The following is a 17489-nucleotide window of genomic DNA, read 5'->3' as shown; positions in this document are numbered from 1 at the left end:
TATTTTAAAAGTAGGTATTTTGGTATGCTTTTTGTGCTTTTTTTCAAGCCAAAACCCCTCTTTTAGGTCCGCTTTTGCCATGGCATTCTTTGTATTTTTTACCACTTCCACAAGGACAAGGGCTATTTCTTGGCACTTTTTTAAACTCAGCTTCGCCTAAATTATCTTCATTTGCGCCTATTTCAACTGAGCTTTGCAAGAGTTTTTCATTTTCTTCTTGAGCTTTTTGCTCTAAGTTTTCAGAAGTGTTAAACACAACATTGAACAAAGCCTTGGTGCTTTCAAATTTAATGCGTTCAACAAGCTCTAAGAAAAGATTATAGCTTTCTTTTTTATACTCAACAAGGGGATCTTTTTGATTATATCCTCTTAGTCCTATGCCGGTTTTGAGTATATCCATTTGATACAAATGCTCACGCCAAGCGTTATCAAGCACTTGAAGGTATAAAATTCGCTCCACTCGTTTTTTATCTGCTTCATTTAAAAAGCTCATTTTTTGCTCATAATGCTTTTTAAGTATTGCTTCAAGTTTTTGACTTATTTCAGTCTCATCAAGCCCTTTAAATTCAGCTTCATTAAGCTCAACATTGCATTCAAATAAAAGTCTTTGTTTTAAATTTAAAAAATCTTTATCATTTCGTTCGCTTAAGAAAAAATCACTCAAAAGATGCTGACTTAATTCACTTATATTTTGATCGATTTTTATACTTAAGTCATAGTTTTCATCTAAAAGCTCATTTCTATAGCGGTAGATATTTTTTCTTTGCTCATTAGCTACATCATCATACTCTAAAAGGTGTTTTCTGCTTTCAAAATGCAAGCTTTCAACCTTTTTTTGAGCATTTTCAACCGCCCTTGTAACTATGCCACTTTCTATACTTTCACCCTCTTTAATCCCAAGCCTTTCCATTATGCCTTTGATTCTATCGCCTCCAAAAATGCGAAGCAAATTATCCTCTAAGCTTAGATAAAAGCGGCTCATACCCGGATCGCCTTGTCTGCCAGCGCGTCCTCTTAATTGATTGTCAATTCTCCTGCTTTCATGACGCTCTGTGCCTATGATATAAAGTCCGCCCAAAGCACGCACTTCATCATCTATCTTTATATCCACGCCTCGCCCTGCCATGTTTGTAGCTATAGTTACGGCTGATTTTTTGCCAGCATCAGCTATGATTAGCGCTTCTTGCTCGTGGTTTTTGGCGTTTAGCACATGATGAGGGATTTTTTCTTTTTTAAGCATTTCGTGAAAAACCTCGCTTCTTTCTATGCTTGCAGTTCCAACCAAAACGGGCTGTCCCTTAGCATTTGCCTTTTTAATCTCCTCAATCACAGCCTTAAATTTTTCATTTTGACTTTTATAGATTAAGTCATGCTTATCTTGACGCTTGATAGGGATATTTGTAGGGATAGAAATCACATCAAGGCTATAAATTTGGCTAAATTCAGTGGCTTCAGTTTGAGCTGTGCCTGTCATACCGGCTAGTTTTTTATACATTCTAAAATAATTTTGAAAGGTAATATCAGCTAAAGTTTGGCTTTCTTCTTGAATTTTTACCCCTTCTTTAGCCTCTAAAGCCTGATGAAGCCCATCACTAAACCTCCTGCCCTCACTTAAACGACCTGTAAATTCATCAACGATAATAACTTCTTTATTACGCACGACATAATGCACATCTTTTTCAAAAAGATTGTGAGCTTTTAAGGCTTGATCAAGCTGATGAGCTAAGATAGCATTATCAAGGCTGTATAAATTTTCTACCCCAAAAAGCTCCTCAGCCTTTGAAATTCCAGCCTCTGTAATGAGTATAGAGCGGTTTTTTTCATCAACTACAAAATCACCCTTTTGTTTCTCGCCCTTTGCTAAAGCACTGGCTTCTAAAGGCTCGCCTTTTTGCATTTTTTTAGCCACTTCATTGGCTTTGATATAGCCATCAAGAGTGCGGTTTGTTGGACCTGAGATGATTAAAGGCGTTCTTGCTTCATCGATTAATATACTATCCACTTCATCAACGATGACAAAATTATGCTCCCTTTGCACCTTTTCATTGCTTGCAAATTTCATATTATCACGCAGATAATCAAAGCCAAATTCGTTATTTGTGCCATAAGTTATATCGCATTCATAGGCTTTTTTATGATCTTCATCGCTATTTGAGCTTGAAAGCACCACGCCTACTGAAAAACCTAAAAAATTATAAATCGCACTCATTTGCTCAGCATCTCTTTTAGCTAGATAATCATTTACCGTAACTATATGCACGCCTTTACCACTCATAGCATTAAGCACAACAGGCAAGGTTGCCACTAGGGTTTTTCCCTCCCCTGTTTTCATTTCAGCTATCTTACCTTCATGAAGCACCATACCACCGATGAGCTGGACATCAAAATGCCGCATATTTAAGGTTCTTTTTCCCACCTCACGCACTATGGCAAAAACTTCACTCAGTATTTTTTCTAAGGAAGTGTGATTTTCTTGCACTTTTTTTCTTAGTTCATTAAATTCATTTTTAAGCTCTTCATCGCTTAAAGCTTGATATTTTGCTTCTAAAGCATTGATTTCATGAACTCTTTTAAAATATTTTTTCACTTCTCTATCATTTTTTGTACCAAAGAGTGATTTGATGATTTTAAGCATAATGCGTCCTTAAATTTTAAATGCAAAGTTTAATTATAGTCTTTATTTAATTAAAATTTGCTATAAAAAAGAAAGAAATTCAAATTTTTAAAGTATAATTTTTTTTGAAAATATTTATTAAAAAGGAGCAAAATTGTTAACGAAGGACTTAAAACTAGGTTTAGCCCTTTCAGGTGGAGGCATAAGGGCTTTGATCTTTCATCTTGGCGTGTTTGAGTTTTTAGCTAAGCACGAGCTTTTAGAAAAAGTTACACATATTTCAAGCGTATCTGGAGCGTCTATGTTTGTAGGCTTATTGTATGCAAAAAATAGCAATGCCTTTCCAAGCTCAAAGCAGTATATAAACGAGGTTTTACCAAGCATAAAAGAACAAATTCTAAGTGTAAATTTAGAAAATAAAGCTATTTTTAAAACCTTACTGAGTTTGGGGCTTAATAAAAAAGCAAATACCATAGCTTCAGCTTTAAAAGAGTATTGGGGTATAAAAACAAATTTTAAAGACCTGCCTAAAACTCCAAAACTAAGCATACAATGTACTAGCTATCAAACAGGTAAAAGATTTATCTTTTCACAAGATGAGATAGGCGATTATGCCTTTGGCTTTGTCAAAGACTTTGACTTTGCTTTAGCTGATGCTGTGGCTGCTTCTGCTGCTTTTCCTTTTTTAATCGGCACCTTTGAACTTGATACAAGTAAATTTTCTTGGTGTGATGAAAAAGGACAAAACATAGAACCAAAAAGCAAGCTTTTATACCTTTGGGATGGTGGGGTATATGATAATCTAGGGCTTGAGCCTATTTATCAGATAGAAAACAATGGCACTTTAAGCCAGGAAGTTAATTTTACTATAGTGAGCAATGCTGGAGCAAGCATAAAATTTAAAGATAAAAGCAAGCTTGATCTTTCACGCATAGCTGATATAACAAGCGATCAAATCGCTATCATTAGACTACGTGCCTTTAGAGAATTTTGCAAAAATCACCAAAATGGCTTTCATCTTAAAATAGGCAGACCTTTTAGCGAGGTAGTGCAAAAACTCAAAGCCGATCAAAGCCTTGTAAGTAGGTATGAAAAGTATTTTTTAAACAAAGAAGCTTGCCAAAAAGTAGGGCTTTATCCTACCACACTTAAAAGTCCAAGTAAAGAAGACTTTGAGCTGATTTTAAGGCAGGGTTATGAAAGTATGATTTATACTCAGCTTTGTTGTCCTTATATAGAGGATTTAAAGCTTGAGCTATAAGAGTAGATAGTCAAAAAACTGCTCTTTTACTTCAAAACTTTGCGCGAGTTGTTTTTTGTTGATAAGGGTATTATCTCCAATGTGATGTTCGTGTTTTTCTAGGATTAAAACTTTGTCAGCAAGGACTTTGGCATTTTGTGGGTAATGCGTGTTAAAGATTATAGTTTTACCCATAGCTTTAAGCTTGTTTAAATTTTCGATAATACATAGTTGATTTTTAAAATCCAAATTTGACTCAGGCTCATCAAGAATGATGATTTGCGGTTCATTGATTAAAGCTCTAGCAAAAACGACCATTTGAAGCTCGCCACCACTTAAGCTATCACAAGCCCTATTTTCTAAATGCAAAAAGCCTAAATTTTCAAGCATAGCCCTTGCTTTTTGAATGTGTGCTTTTTTGGGCAAAGTAGAAATTTGCGTATTTAAACCCAAAAGAACCATATCTAAAGCACTCAGTCCTATGCTGTGATTTTTCGCTTGAGCCACATAAGAAAGTATGCTAAAAAGCTCTTTTGATCTATAAGTGCTTATATCTTTGTCTTTGATAAAAACCTTGCCTTCTTGCAAATTTAAAAGCCCCATTAAACATTGCAAAAGTGTTGTCTTTCCTACTCCATTTTGTCCTAAAATAGCAAGAATTTCTCCCTTTTCAAGCTCAAAGCTAAGCTCTTTAAAAAGCACCCTTTTAAAGCGCGCAAAACTTGCATTTTCCACCCTAAAAATACTCATATTCTAAAACCTTTTGTCTTATAAAGTATAAAGATAAAAAACGGAGCACCTACAAGGGCTGAAAGTATGGATATAGGTATTTCAGCCGCACTTAAACTGCGGCTTAAAGTATCAATCACAAGCATAAAAATAGCCCCAACAAAAAGACTATAAGGTAAAACCCTAGCTGCATTAAAACCCCAAATAAGTCTTGCTATATGAGGTATGATAAGTCCTATCCAGCCTATAACACCGCACATACTTACTATACAAGCGATGATTAAGGTGCTAGCAAAGATAAGCGTTAAACGAAGCAAGGATACATTTAAACCCAAAGTCCTAGCTTCCATATCTTCAAGCAATAAAACATTGTGTTTCCAGCGATAAAGATAGAGTAAAACGCAGCCCAAAATAATGCCAAAGCAACAAAAAAGCATTTGATGAATATCACTTACAGCCAAAGAACCAAGCAACCAATAAGTAATCGCGGGCAAGACATCTTGGGGATCAGCTAGATATTTCAAAAGAGAAATAAAGCTTTGAAAAAGTGCTGAAATAATAATACCTGATAAAATAATCATAATTTTATTATGCGCCCCTCTTGCAATAGCTATAGTAAAAAGCAAGCTCAAAAGTCCAAAAGCAAAGGAGCTAAAAGTAAGTAGATAGATATTAAGCCCAAAAAGCAAGGCTAAAACCGCACCAAAACCAGCCCCACTTGCCACACCTAAGATATCTGGCGAAGCAAGTGCGTTTCTAAAAATAGCTTGAAAAGAAGCTCCAGCTATACCAAGCCCAGCCCCAACCACAATAGCCAAAATCACTCTAGGCAAGCGAATCTCAAGCAAGATAAAAGCTTGCGTGCTGATATCTTGTCCTAAAATTTCACTTATGCTTTGTGAGCTAAAAAGACTGATGATTTTAGCACTTAATAAAGCTGCAATTTGAGCATAACTTAAATCAAAACGTCCAAACCCTAAAATAAAAAAAGCCAAAAGCAAAATTGCTACTAAAGCAAGGATAAATTTAAAAACTGCTTTCATAAATCCTCACTAAACCTTTGCAAACAAAAACCATTTTTTTGCTTTTACTCTTAAAATTTAGGCTATATATCATCTTACTTCACATCTCCTGCTCTTGCATCAGGATACAAAATTCTTTCAAGTTGCATATCGTTTAATTCAAGATTATAAAATTCTTTAAAATGCTTTTTGTATTCAGCCCTTATATCAAGCTCTTTGAATAATTCAGGATGATTTTTTGAAGCTAAGAATTGAAGTAAAACAGGCAAATCCAAATTTGGAGCATAAGGGCGATAAGTGGCTAGTGGAAGTTTATACACTCTTTTATCTTGTATAGCTTTTATACCCTGCCATTTTTTATCATTAATCAAATCACTAGGCTGAGTAGGCGAAAAATTTGTGATATAAATTACCTCAGGATTTAAGCGGTAAAGCTCTTCAAAATTTATCACACCACCATCTTTTGGATTCCACACACCTTTAAAAACATCTACTCCCCCACTCTTGCTTAGCAAATAATCCCCAAAAGCCCCAACTACAATCTGCTTTTGATAAATCGTCATCATCATCGCTCGAACAGGCTTGACATCTTTTAAAAGTCTTGCATTTTCTTCTTCTACTTGACTTATTTTAGCGATGATTTTATCGGCTTTTTCTTTTATATCTACATATTCATTAATGCGCTCAAGCCAGTATCTAAGCACTTCTTTGGAGTTAAAATTAGCCACTTTAATCTTTAAAGGCAAGACTTTAACTCCTGCTTTTTGCAAAAAATCACAAAGTTTTACACCATCTTCATGACACACATACAAATCAGCATTTAAAAGCAAAAGCTCTTCAAAATTGTCATTCAAGCTCGCTTTTACATTTTTAAGCTCTGGAAAAAAATCTGCCACTACAGAATACTCAAAAGCTGTTTTTGAAGCCTCTGGGATATATACAAGCTTAGCATCGCTTAAAAACAAAAACAAAGCTGGTATGGGTAGCATAGAATCAGCCACTGCTACCCTTTTTACTTCTTTGGCTTGAAGCAAATTTAAAGACATTAAAAAGCATAATGCAACAAGAACAAATTTCATCTTTTTAATCCCTTAATAATTATATGAATACTTCATAAAAAAATTAATCCCCGGCTCTAAAAGAGGATTTGTTTTGGTTGTTATTGCTGTTGGAGAGCTTATAGTTGCTGGATTTCTTCCTTTTTGGTTAAACAAATTTTCTATACCAAAACTCAACTCCATATCCTTAGCCTCTTGTGAAAAATAACTCAAATCAAGTCCCACATAAACATCAGTCATAGCATAAGATTTTGTTTTTTTCTCTAAAGACTCATCTATCCTGCTTTTGCCTTTATATGCTCTTTCTTGAATTTTTATATAGCTTTGCTTAAAAGGCAGATCATAACTAAGGCTTATGCGTCCATAAAGTGGGGCTATATAAGAAAGTGGTTTGTTCGCACTTTTATCTTGTCCGTAAGTATAAGCTCCTAAATACGCAAGGGTAAATTCACTTAAAAATCTATGTGAACCTTGCCATTCTATACCTTGAATATAAGTTTCGTTTAAATTCTGCCATTGAGCTTGTCCTTGGCTGTTTAAAGCTGCGGCGATCTTGTCTTTATACTGGGTATAATACGCACTAATGCTTGCTTCATTGTATGCATCATGAACTCTAAAGCTAAGTTCTGCTGTGTGAGAATACTCAGGATTTAAATTTGCATTAGGCTGAACCCCACTTAAAAGTGTGGTTGTATAACCTACCCAAGGTGCTATGAAATTACGACTTAAATTTAAGGCTGTGCTGAAGTTTTCATTGAAAAAATAAGTTGCCCCCAAAGCCCCTGTGATAGCTTCAGTAGAAGCGGTTTTTGTATTTTTCCTACCTGCGCTTGAACGCACATAATCAGCTCTTAAAGAAGCAGAAAGCAACAAATCATCACTTACACTATAATCGTCTTTAACAAAAGCTCCAAATTCGCTTTGAGTAGTTGGCTTACCATTTGCAACTCCATTTACCCTATTTCTTTGCAAGGTAATAGTATTTGTAGTATCAAGTCCATAACCTAAAGCATGTTTATCAAGTATGCTTTTAAAGGCTAAGCGTCCGCCCACATAATTGCTATTTTTAACTTCGCTGTGCGTGGTAGCTACTGGGGTGTGAGTATAAAGGTCTGTATCATACCGCCTCCAATACAAAAAAGCGTCCATTTCTTCAGCAAAAGCCAAATCATAAACCTCTACCCCGCCCCTTAAATAAAGTTCGGTTAAAGGATTTTCTTCAGTATAAATTCCAGAACTACTTCCAGCACCAACTCCTCTTACTCCGCCTGCATTTTCATTCTCTACCCTTGCTAAACGTCCTTGAGAATAGTATCTCATATTATTTTGTGTAGTATAACCGACATTCCAATCAAAACCAAGAAGATTAAAGCCTGAATGCTCAGCCTTTCCATCAGGAGTTTGATAATCCTGCCCTGTGCGTCCATTTAAGCCAAACAAAACATCAAAACCATCTCCACCCCCAATAGCTTCAAGTCTGCCACCAAAGCTATTATTTACGCTAGCATATTCTAAACTTCTTAATCTCAAGCTCATATTAAAAGGCTGAAACACATCACCTCTATAACGACGAGATTTGATATTAATAACGCCATTCATAGCATTGGAGCCAAAAAGAGCAGAAGCTGGACCTCTGATGATTTCAATGCTATCTATAGAAGATGAATCAAAGACATTGTATTCTAAGGCAGCTCTACCATAAACCCTTGTTTCATCTATGGTAATCATGGTTGTATCAGAACTTGAGCTCATACCACGCACATTAATAACCCCGCCAAGTCCTGAAGCGCGAGAATACAAAATGCCCGGTGCATTTTCTAAAACACTTTGTATGCCACCTGTATTTGAGCTTGATTGAAGTAAGGTTTTTCTATCTAATATCGTTACGCTTTTGCTTTGTTGTTCGAGAGTAAAATCAGACATAGTTGCTGATATGTTGGATTGCTCTAATTTGTAGGTGGTATCAGTTAAAGCCCCCCCCCCTGCGTTGCTTTGGGCAAATAAAGTACAAGCACTCATCGCCAAAGCTAGGCTTGTTTTTTTCATCAATACACTCCTTGTTTAAAATAAAATTGAGTGGAATTATACTTATTATTTCTTAAATCAAAATAATAAATTTTAAAAATTATTATTATTTATTTTAATGAGTGGATTTGTAATCTTGGAAAAACAAACAAAAAATAAGGTTAAAAGGCATTTTAAACTTTATTTGTATGCAAAATATCATATTCAATCCAAGCCATAAAGCCATCAAAAAAAGGTTCGGTTACTGGCATAAAACCCTGCCCCAAATGAAAATCTGGATCAAGAGCACTTAAATATAAATTGCCCTTAAAACTCTGGCAGTCTTTACAAATCACTGCTTCGCCAAGCTCATTGACAAGAATTTTTTCTAAATTTTTACCTTTAAATACTCCATGATAATGCCATTTACACATTCTAAGCTCTAAAAAATCCCAAATTTTATGCTTCTTATCAGCCTCAAACAAGCACAAATCAGCTCCGGGTAAAATCCACCACCAAAAATTAGCATAATACATTTTTGATTCAATATGATCAAAAATACCATTTGCTAAGTCTGGAAATATAACAATATTGCCACCATTATGAAGATAATGAAGTATTTTTTCTTTATTTTGACGCAAGAATTCTGCGTGCAATCTTGAAGCCATCACAAGCAAATCAAAATCCTGCAAATCACAATCTTTTAAATCCATCAAATAAATCTTTTCATCAAAAAAATCTTTATATTTGCCGTTTTTATTAGTAAAGAAATTTTGGTGAAAAGATGATCCGCCTGTAATAATAGCCTTTTTCATACATTTTCTCCTAATTGCGTATCAAGCCAGATTAAAAGATTAAGTCCCATTCGCCGTGCTGTATCATTTTCAAAAAGCCCAAAACTAAGCAAGTCGGCCCCAGCACTTTTAAGCAAAATGCCCTTAAAGCTTGTCCTATCTATATAAGCTACGCATTCATTTTCACTATCTGTAAGTATAAGTTCAGCCTCTAAAGGTGGCTTGATAAAACCTCTATTAAAAAAGCCCTTAACTCCTCTTCGATAATTAACATCATAAGCCCTTACACCCTTAAAAATGCAATGTTTGCTTAGCACAAGTTCTCTATCTTTAATAGGCATATCACTTTGTATATAAAAGGGTAAATTTGGTAAGTATTCGCAAAAACTTGCTGCAAAATCGCAGACTATCCCTCCACTATCCAAAAACTCAGCCAAAAGCTCTTTATGCCTCAAAAGCCAAAGCTGATCTACTCCCATTGGGATCACAAGAATTTTAAATTCATCTAAACAATGGGCTTTTAAATCCTTATAAATATCTATTCTTTTGATATAATCTTTATATAATTCATTATTATAAGTTTCCAAATCTTCATATTCCCAAGAATCCAAATAAGCTATTTTAGTATTTTTGCCAATACATTGAAAGGTTAAATTTGTATAATCCATATAGTCCATAAAAATACCTTAATAAAAAATTTTATAGTAATTATTATTGATTAAAATTAATATTTATAAAAATTATAACGTTTTTCATTTATTTTTGATATGCTTTATAACTTTTCTACACATACAACATGAGAAAAAACAATTACCAGCAATGCAATGACAAGACAAAAAGGATAAAAAGATATTTAAAAGCATACTTACAAAGTGGAGAAAAAACTCTCCACACGCAAGTTAATCAAGCTTTTATATCTTGCAATAATCCACTTAAATAATCAATCGCTTGTTTTTTTCTATCTTGAAGATGCCCTTCATTTTCAGCTTGTCCCATATAGTATCCCTTTTGGATAGCATAAGGCTCTTTAATTATAGAAATTTGCTCTTCTAGCATTTGTATCTTTAAAGATTTTGGGGCATTTTCAAAAGATTCTTGTCTTTTTCTTGTATCCCAATAACTCACATTTTGTCCATAATTTTCCCTAGCACTAGCCGCTACCATAGAAGCTGTGAAAAAACTATGAACTGCTAATTTTTGCTCTCTAGTGTAATTCTTAGCTTCCATATCTGCACTCATTTTATTTCTAAAATCCTCATAATCACTTATATTTTTCTTATCAGAAAAATCATTTTTTTGTGGATAAGGGTAAATGTTATTTGTAATTTTCATATAATTTACCTAATTTGAATACGTGTACTCATTGAATTGCCAGGAGCATTAATAGAGCGAGAAGTAAACTCAAAAGGACCACTTATATTAGCAGGTTTGGAAATATCCCAAATATCTAACCAACCATCAATAATATTATCACCTGTTAAATCTATACCGTCTGAACTTAACTGCACTGCATCATTTCCTGCAAATTTAGCCCTATCATAACTGCCACCGCCATAACCTGTTACACCTGTTGAAACAACAAAATAACTACCACCATGATCTTGATCAGTGATTGACTTGCCAAGCACATATTCATAGCCACCTTGAGTAGATTCAACTTCTAATATTTGAACCTCTGTTACAGGAGGAGCGGAAGCTCTCATTGTTTTATTGTTTTTATTAGCCTTATAAGCTTTTTTCATTAACTCCAAAGATTTATCAAATTTCCCATTAAGGTAATCTTGCTTATTTGGGGAATTTGGCTCTAAATAAATACTAACACCATTGCGAGTAATTTTTTCTTTATTATCTATTAATGCATTATCACTAGCATTAGCAATGCTACAACTTAAAACACTGACAACCATAGCACTATTGATTAAACATTTAACCATGCTTACTCCTTTTAATAAAAGTCTTATTTCACACTATATAAGCAATAATTATTCCAAAATTAAACATTTATAAAAATAATAGCGTTTTTCATTTATTTTTGATATGTTTTATAACTTTTTTACACATAAAAATTATTTTATAGCATATATTATATTTGTTTAAGCTCTTTTGTTATAATGATATTTTTATGTAAAGATAAGGAAAACTTTTTGTCATGTTTAAAAATATCTTATTTTTATTTGTCATTGTCTTTAATGCACAAGCTTTTGATATAAATTATAAAAATTTTTCAAGTGACTTTGTGCAAAGCGTTGAAAATGCGCATTCAAAGATTGATTATAAAGGAAGCTTTATCATCACTCAAACAAAGGCTTTTTGGGATTATAAAGAGCCAAACAATAAACAAATTTTTATCAACAATCAAGAACTTGTCATCTTAGAACCGGACTTAGAACAAGCGATCATAAGCACGCTTGATAAGGTGCCAAATCTAAGCGAGATTTTTAAGAGCGCTAAAAGACAAGATGGGCAAACTTATATCGCAAAATACGAGCAAATCACTTACACTATAAAACTTAAAAATGATGAAATTTCAAGTATTAGCTACAAAGATGATCTTGATAATAAAGTCCTTATTGAGCTTTCTAATCAAAAAAGAGATACGCTTATCAATGATGAAATATTTAAAGTAAAAATTCCTGCAAATTTTGATATCTTGCGCTAGGTTTTTTTATGTTTGAACTTGCTTGTTTGCTTGCTATAATACTTGTTTTTGGCGTTATACTAAGCTTTTTTAATATTATAAAAATCAAAAAACTTGAAAATGAACTCTTTCTTTTTAAACTCAAATTTACAAACCTAAGCGAAAAATTGCAACTCCTAGAAAAGAAAATACACACTTTACACACACAAAATGATGAAAAACCCTCTATTCAAAAAGAACAAAACCTTGCTTTAAAAAGCGCAAAAAATTCTTATTTCAACCTTGATAAAAAAAGCACTCAGCTTCAAAGTATAAAAACAAATTCCTTTGATATCCCAAAATCCTCATTTGCGGTATTTAATTTCAAATTTGAAAATTTCTTTACACAAAAATTTTTAATTATAGTTGCTGGCTTATTTTTAGTGCTTGCTGGCTTATTTTTAATCAAATACTCCATAGAAAATTCCCTCATCACTCCATTAATGAGGCTCATTTTAGCATCTTTTTTTGGGTTATTGTGCGTTGTTTTTGGACTTATTTTGCACTTTAAAAAGCTTAAAATACCAAAGATAAAGATCGTTCAAACTAACCTTAGCTTAAACTCACAGATACTTATCTCGGCTGGGTTTGTAATTGAGTTTTTAAGCGTTTATGCAGCATTTAAATTATATGATTTTATTGGATTTAAACTCTGTTTTATCCTGCTTTGTGTGCTGAGTATAATTTTACTTTTTGGTGCTTTAAAATTTGGTGTTTTGTGTGCGTATTTTGGTTTAATTGGAGCTTTTGCGACACCTGTTTTGCTTAGTGATGGAACATATAATGGGGCATTTTTATTTGGATATTTGTTTGTTTTTTATATCTTGCAAGCCTTTTTAAGTCACAAAAAAAATTTTATATATGTTAATTTCATCGCCTTGCTTTTGTGTGTATTTTATATTTTGCATTTTATCTTTTTTAAACTAAGCGAATATGAGGGCTTTTTAAATGCCTTTGTTTTACTATTTATGCTTTGCATAGCTTGCTTTAGCATACTTTTATACCGCGCAAAAATGCTCCTTTTTATTTTCAGCCTTTGTTTGAGTTTTATTTGCTTTTTTAGCTTTTTTGCTTTAGTGCAAATGAGCCTTATAGAATGGACTATATTTGGGCTTTTAGTTGTATTTTGCTTTGCTTATACTTATCTTAAAAATACCTTATATAATTTTTTACCATTATGTTTTTCGCTTTTGGTATTTTTAAGCACCATAATAAGCCTTTATCTTCAAGATAAAAGTGTTCTTGTGCCTTTTGTATGCTTTTTTGTTTTATTTGGCGTTCTAGCTTGCGTACTTTGCTTTAAACAAACCTTTTTTATACGCCTTGTTATAGGCAATGTGAGTGTATTTTATCTCTGTTCTTTCGTGCTTAAAAGTGAAGTCGAGGCATTTTTTATCCTGCCTTTGCTCGCACTTGTTTTAAGTCTTTTGATAGGCTTTTTTAGCCTTAAATTTAAAGAAAATTTAAGCTTTCAGGGTAGCATTTGGCTCTTTTTCATTGCCTTCTTTCACCTCGCTTATGAGTTGCTTGATCCTTTATATCTTGCTTATGTGCTTGCTTTTGAGTGGGCATTGTTTGCTAGTTTGTTGTATTGTGAGACAAAATTTGAACTTTTAGCTCTTAAAAACTCAAATTTACAAGCTCATTTAAGTATCGCAAGTATTTTAGTTCTTGCCCTGCTTTGTGTTTTTCCTTATTTTAACGCCCTTTATGAGCTTATTTTGGCTCTTTTTATACCTTCAAAAAGCGTTGATATACTGCTTTGTTTATGCTTTGTGCTTAGCACTGGTGTGAGTTTAGGGTTTTTATACAAAGCGCAAAAATTAAATAAAATAAACTTTATTTTGCTAGCAAGTTCTTGTTTGTTTTTTAGCATTTTATTTATACAGGCTTTGATTTTAGCTTCTTTTAGTTCTTTTGAGTATGCAAAATACTGCTTGAGCTTTACTGCGTTTATGTTTTTAAGCCTAATATTCCTCCATGCTTATAATAAAAATACTTTATTTTACAACGTTTTTGTGTGTTTTGGAGCAAAAGCAGTGTATGATCTAAGCATAGTGTTGATCTTTGATAATGCCCTATTTTCAAGACTTTATACGCATTTTTACAAAGAAGACTATCCTCAAGCTTTTGAACTTTTAATAATGATTATCTTAAGTTTTGTTTTACCAAGCTTTTACTTTTTCAAGCTTAAAAACAAGCTCCTTGAATTTCACAAAATCACGCAAAAAACAAGTTTAATCTTTGATGTTTTGGTTTTTGTTTTTACTCTTTTAAGTCTCATTGCTTTGATCCGCTTTAGCTTTTGGTATTTTAATGAAAATCTAGGTTTTGGAAGTCTTTGTCTTGCTAAGGCATTTTTTGACAAAAGTATAAGCACTTTTGAAAATTATACCTACAGCTTTGTTTTTGTATTTGTGGGTGTGATCTTGCTCTTTCTAGCCTTTAGAAATCCTGTTTTGCGAATTTATGCTTTATTGTTATTTGCCATAAGCATAATAAAACTCTTTTTTATCGACATAAGCTCAAGCACTGGTGTAGTTAAAATATTGCTATTTTTTAGTGTAGGCGTGATTTTTCTTTTAAGCTCTTATTTTTATTCAAAGAAATTTCTAAGGCATAAATAGTGAGAAAAATTTTTCTTTTTGTGCTGCTTTTATCCTCTATTTTTGCTGACGAAGACTTTTTAACGACGCTCAAAAAAGAATTTATCAAAGCCAAAGATGAAGGAAAGCCTGCTTTGATTATCCCTATTAACACTTGGCATAATCGCTGGTTTTATGATGATGAGCACCTCAGTAGATACAACGAAAAGCCTTTGGGACTGGGTTTTGCTCAGTGGATTAGCGAAGAAAAGATAAATTATGGACTTTTTGGCATTGTTTTTAATGACTCAAACTATCATCTTCAAACAATGTTTGGCTATATTAAACACTATCATCTTAATGATGATGTGGTGAAATTCTCACTTGGTTATATTGTCGGACTTACTCAAAGAAAGGAGTATTGGTATATACCAATACCCTTACCCCTGCCAAGTGCAAGTTTAAGCTATAAAAAACTCGCCGTTCAATTTGCTTATGTGCCGGGCGTTAAAAACAACGGCAATGTGCTTTTTTCGTGGATTTCTTGGACTTTTTAGTCCTCTTGTTTCTTAGAAATCGTTTCGATATTGCTTCTATTTTTTTCAATCAGCAAGCGATTTTTTTCAACAATTTGCTTAAGCTCCTCAATATCAGCCTTCATCGCTTGAATATGGCTTTTAAAAAGCTTGATCTTTCTTTCATAGCGATTAACAAGCAAAAACACGATAAACAAAAACACAAGCACGATGCACCAAAATGCAACATTTATCATTTTATCCTCCTTAAAAGGTTTTAGTATGCCACATTTTTACTTAAACTAATCTATAAAACGTTTTTGCAAATCCCCAAAAAACTCTATACGTCTATCACGCAAAAATGGCCACCACCTGCGAACATTTTCACTTTGTTTAAAATCAAACTCTAAAACCTTACAAAGCTCCTTATCATCAGCCCTAAAAAGCTCCTCACCTTGCGGACCATAGACAAAAGAATTTCCCCAAAACCTTATGCCATTTGCTTTATTGCTTTGATCTTTTTCAAAGCCAACGCGATTAACCGCCACCACAGGCAAGCCATTAGCGATCGCATGTCCTCTTTGCACCCCAAGCCACGCCTCAAGCTGTTTTTGTTTTTCTTGCTCGCTATCCTCATCAAAAGAACCTATAGCGGTAGGATAGATAAGCAAATCAGCCCCTTTTAAAGCCATAATCCGCGCAGCCTCAGGAAACCACTGATCCCAGCAGATCAACACCCCAAGCCTACCCACGCTAGTATTTATAGGCTCAAAGCCAAGATCACCGGGCGTGAAATAAAATTTCTCATAAAATTGCGGATCATCAGGTATATGCATTTTGCGGTATTTACCAGCTATGCTGCCATCTTTTTCAAACACCACAGCCGTGTTATGATATAGTCCAGCACTTCTCTTTTCAAATAAAGAAGTTAGCAATACCACTTCATTTTCACGCGCAATCTTGCTCCAAAATGCTAAATCTTTTTCATACTCTTCAGCTAAGTCAAATTTACTCACATCCTCACTTTGACAAAAATACTCGCTTTGATGCAGCTCACTTAAGCAAACAAGCTCTGCTCCTTGCTCTACTGCTTCTTTGATAGTCTTTGTGCTATGTTTAAGCATAGCTTCTTTACTGCCTTGAAATTTGTGCTGAATGAGTGCTATTTTCATCTTTTATCCTCTTTATAAACTCAAAAATATTATATCAAATTTGCTTTGTTTTCGCTTATCTTTGCCCTAAAAAGCGGTTTTGACAAGCACAATGAAGTGAGCCATTTTGTCTTAGAAATACCCTTGCATCAAGGCTGATAATCTTTCTTTGAGGTAAAGCCTTTTGAAGTCTTTCTTTGATAAGCTCGTCCTTTTCATCAGCATAGCTTGGCAGTATCAATGCCTCATTGATAAAAACAAAATTTGCATAACTTGCTCCAAGTCTTCTTCCTTCATAATACAAAGGCTTTGGTAAAGGCAGTTCAACAAGCTTAAAACCCGTTTTTTGAAGCTCTTCCTTCATCTTTAAAAGAGGCAAAAAATGTTCATCTTCTTCATCTTCGCAAATACAATGAGCTATAGTTTCTTCATCAATAAAACGCGCTAAGGTATCAATATGCGAGTCTGTATCATCGCCTTTTATAAAGCCATTTTCTAGCCAGATGATTGTTTTGAGATTAAAAATTTGTTTGAGCTTTGCTTCAAGTTCGCCTTGATTAAGATGAGAATTTCTATTTTCATTTAAAAGGCAAGTTTTGGTTGTAAGCATAACACCCTGCCCATTAAAATCAATGCTTCCGCCCTCTAAAATAAGATCAATTGTTCTTAGCTCACTTTTAAAATGCTGCTTAAAAAGCTTAGAATTAACTTCATTATCAAGCTGGCTTTGAAATTTATTGCCCCAAGCATTAAAGCTAAAATCTAAACTCATCAGCCTTTCATTCTCGCAAATATCAATAGCACCATAATCTCTTATCCAAGTATCATTCGTATCACACTGAAAAAACTCAACATTTTGAAAGTCTTTAAAAGGCTTAAAATCAGCCTCATTTGGAGCAATGAGTAAGACTTTTTGATATGCACTTACAGCCTTTATAAAGTCTTTATAACCTTGTAAAATCTCATCTAAATAAGGCTTCCAATCAGTTTTTTCATGAGGTAAAGCCAGCATTAAAAGCTCTTGTTTGCTCCACTCGGCAAGGGTTTTTATCATTTTTATACCTTTTTGCTAAATTCTAACACATTTTGCTTAAAATGCT

General features: G+C 33.7%; 16 protein-coding genes. 4 read left to right on the top strand and 12 right to left on the bottom strand.

Annotation, left to right across the window (positions count from 1 at the left end; all coding sequences use genetic code 11):
• Positions 1-43 precede the first annotated feature (43 nt).
• Entirely contained in the window at positions 44-2638 is a 2595-nt protein-coding gene (secA, locus tag CQA38_RS06180; RefSeq protein ID WP_137633132.1) for a preprotein translocase subunit SecA, read from the bottom strand.
• Between the two features lie 130 nt (positions 2639-2768).
• Between secA and CQA38_RS06175 the strand changes: the two genes are divergently transcribed.
• Positions 2769-3875: a patatin-like phospholipase family protein gene (locus CQA38_RS06175; RefSeq protein ID WP_137633131.1), complete on the top strand. Its 1107-nt coding sequence runs from the start codon at positions 2769-2771 to the stop codon at positions 3873-3875.
• On the opposite strand, the gene CQA38_RS06170 is transcribed toward CQA38_RS06175, so the two are convergent.
• The 8 genes from CQA38_RS06170 to CQA38_RS06135 all read right to left on the bottom strand — a co-directional run bounded on the left by CQA38_RS06170 (position 3870) and on the right by CQA38_RS06135 (position 11395).
• On the bottom strand, positions 3870-4604 hold the full coding sequence (locus CQA38_RS06170; protein WP_137633130.1) for an ABC transporter ATP-binding protein: 735 nt from the start codon (positions 4602-4604) through the stop codon (positions 3870-3872). The genes CQA38_RS06175 and CQA38_RS06170 overlap by 6 nt on opposite strands.
• Complete coding sequence (locus tag CQA38_RS06165; RefSeq protein WP_137633129.1) at positions 4601-5626, bottom strand: iron ABC transporter permease; 1026 nt, start codon at positions 5624-5626, stop codon at positions 4601-4603. Before CQA38_RS06165 ends, CQA38_RS06170 begins: the two co-directional genes overlap by 4 nt.
• 74 nt (positions 5627-5700) lie before the next feature.
• Positions 5701-6684, bottom strand: a complete 984-nt coding sequence (locus CQA38_RS06160) for an ABC transporter substrate-binding protein (protein ID WP_137633128.1) — start codon at positions 6682-6684, stop codon at positions 5701-5703.
• 12 nt (positions 6685-6696) lie between these two features.
• On the bottom strand, positions 6697-8709 hold the full coding sequence (locus CQA38_RS06155; RefSeq protein ID WP_137633127.1) for a TonB-dependent receptor: 2013 nt from the start codon (positions 8707-8709) through the stop codon (positions 6697-6699).
• Positions 8710-8861: 152 nt separating this feature from the next.
• On the bottom strand, positions 8862-9482 hold the full coding sequence (locus CQA38_RS06150; protein ID WP_137633126.1) for a hypothetical protein: 621 nt from the start codon (positions 9480-9482) through the stop codon (positions 8862-8864).
• The gene (locus tag CQA38_RS06145; protein ID WP_137633125.1) at positions 9479-10138 is read right to left on the bottom strand and encodes an aspartate/tyrosine/aromatic aminotransferase; all 660 of its coding nucleotides are present in this window, start codon (positions 10136-10138) and stop codon (positions 9479-9481) included. The genes CQA38_RS06150 and CQA38_RS06145 overlap by 4 nt, the downstream gene beginning before the upstream one ends.
• Before the next feature lie 226 nt (positions 10139-10364).
• Positions 10365-10793, bottom strand: a complete 429-nt coding sequence (locus CQA38_RS06140) for a hypothetical protein (RefSeq protein ID WP_137633124.1) — start codon at positions 10791-10793, stop codon at positions 10365-10367.
• 5 nt (positions 10794-10798) lie between these two features.
• On the bottom strand, positions 10799-11395 hold the full coding sequence (locus CQA38_RS06135; RefSeq protein WP_170999479.1) for a DUF4879 domain-containing protein: 597 nt from the start codon (positions 11393-11395) through the stop codon (positions 10799-10801).
• Between the two features lie 215 nt (positions 11396-11610).
• Here CQA38_RS06135 and lolA point away from each other — a divergent pair, with 215 nt between their 5' ends.
• Genes lolA through CQA38_RS06120 form a run of 3 tightly spaced genes read left to right on the top strand, consistent with a single transcriptional unit; the run spans position 11611 to position 15280 of the window.
• Positions 11611-12120: a LolA-like outer membrane lipoprotein chaperone gene (gene lolA / locus CQA38_RS06130; protein ID WP_137633123.1), complete on the top strand. Its 510-nt coding sequence runs from the start codon at positions 11611-11613 to the stop codon at positions 12118-12120.
• 8 nt (positions 12121-12128) lie between these two features.
• Positions 12129-14765, top strand: coding sequence for a DUF2339 domain-containing protein (locus tag CQA38_RS06125; protein WP_137633122.1), 2637 nt, complete (start codon positions 12129-12131; stop codon positions 14763-14765).
• Positions 14765-15280 carry a phospholipid:lipid A palmitoyltransferase gene (locus tag CQA38_RS06120; RefSeq protein WP_170999478.1) on the top strand — a complete coding sequence of 172 codons (516 nt, stop codon included), beginning with the start codon at positions 14765-14767 and terminating at the stop codon, positions 15278-15280. The genes CQA38_RS06125 and CQA38_RS06120 overlap by 1 nt, the downstream gene beginning before the upstream one ends.
• Here CQA38_RS06120 and CQA38_RS06115 read toward each other — a convergent pair.
• The 3 genes from CQA38_RS06115 to CQA38_RS06105 are packed head-to-tail and all read right to left on the bottom strand — an operon-like array spanning position 15277 to position 17443.
• Complete coding sequence (locus CQA38_RS06115) at positions 15277-15495, bottom strand: hypothetical protein (RefSeq protein WP_137633120.1); 219 nt, start codon at positions 15493-15495, stop codon at positions 15277-15279. The genes CQA38_RS06120 and CQA38_RS06115 overlap by 4 nt on opposite strands.
• A gap of 45 nt (positions 15496-15540) precedes the next feature.
• Positions 15541-16410: a carbon-nitrogen hydrolase gene (locus CQA38_RS06110; RefSeq protein ID WP_137633119.1), complete on the bottom strand. Its 870-nt coding sequence runs from the start codon at positions 16408-16410 to the stop codon at positions 15541-15543.
• A gap of 55 nt (positions 16411-16465) precedes the next feature.
• Positions 16466-17443, bottom strand: coding sequence for an agmatine deiminase family protein (locus tag CQA38_RS06105; RefSeq protein WP_137633118.1), 978 nt, complete (start codon positions 17441-17443; stop codon positions 16466-16468).
• Positions 17444-17489 lie beyond the last annotated feature (46 nt).

The organism is Campylobacter sp. MIT 12-5580 (genome assembly GCF_005406235.1).
Lineage (GTDB): Bacteria > Campylobacterota > Campylobacteria > Campylobacterales > Campylobacteraceae > Campylobacter_D.
This window is presented reverse-complemented; position numbering and strand designations above follow the sequence as displayed.

Bases quoted from the DNA above. Each gene is read 5' to 3' on its own strand.
- CQA38_RS06170 (WP_137633130.1), bottom strand. From the start codon at position 4,604: ATGAGTATTTTTAGGGTGGAAAATGCAAGTTTTGCGCGCTTTAAAAGG.
- CQA38_RS06165 (WP_137633129.1), bottom strand. From the start codon at position 5,626: ATGAAAGCAGTTTTTAAATTTATCCTTGCTTTAGTAGCAATTTTGCTT.
- CQA38_RS06160 (WP_137633128.1), bottom strand. From the start codon at position 6,684: ATGAAATTTGTTCTTGTTGCATTATGCTTTTTAATGTCTTTAAATTTG.
- CQA38_RS06155 (WP_137633127.1), bottom strand. From the start codon at position 8,709: ATGAAAAAAACAAGCCTAGCTTTGGCGATGAGTGCTTGTACTTTATTT.
- CQA38_RS06150 (WP_137633126.1), bottom strand. From the start codon at position 9,482: ATGAAAAAGGCTATTATTACAGGCGGATCATCTTTTCACCAAAATTTC.
- CQA38_RS06145 (WP_137633125.1), bottom strand. From the start codon at position 10,138: ATGGACTATATGGATTATACAAATTTAACCTTTCAATGTATTGGCAAA.
- CQA38_RS06140 (WP_137633124.1), bottom strand. From the start codon at position 10,793: ATGAAAATTACAAATAACATTTACCCTTATCCACAAAAAAATGATTTT.
- CQA38_RS06135 (WP_170999479.1), bottom strand. From the start codon at position 11,395: ATGGTTAAATGTTTAATCAATAGTGCTATGGTTGTCAGTGTTTTAAGT.
- lolA (WP_137633123.1), top strand. From the start codon at position 11,611: ATGTTTAAAAATATCTTATTTTTATTTGTCATTGTCTTTAATGCACAA.
- CQA38_RS06125 (WP_137633122.1), top strand. From the start codon at position 12,129: ATGTTTGAACTTGCTTGTTTGCTTGCTATAATACTTGTTTTTGGCGTT.
- CQA38_RS06115 (WP_137633120.1), bottom strand. From the start codon at position 15,495: ATGATAAATGTTGCATTTTGGTGCATCGTGCTTGTGTTTTTGTTTATC.
- CQA38_RS06110 (WP_137633119.1), bottom strand. From the start codon at position 16,410: ATGAAAATAGCACTCATTCAGCACAAATTTCAAGGCAGTAAAGAAGCT.
- CQA38_RS06105 (WP_137633118.1), bottom strand. From the start codon at position 17,443: ATGATAAAAACCCTTGCCGAGTGGAGCAAACAAGAGCTTTTAATGCTG.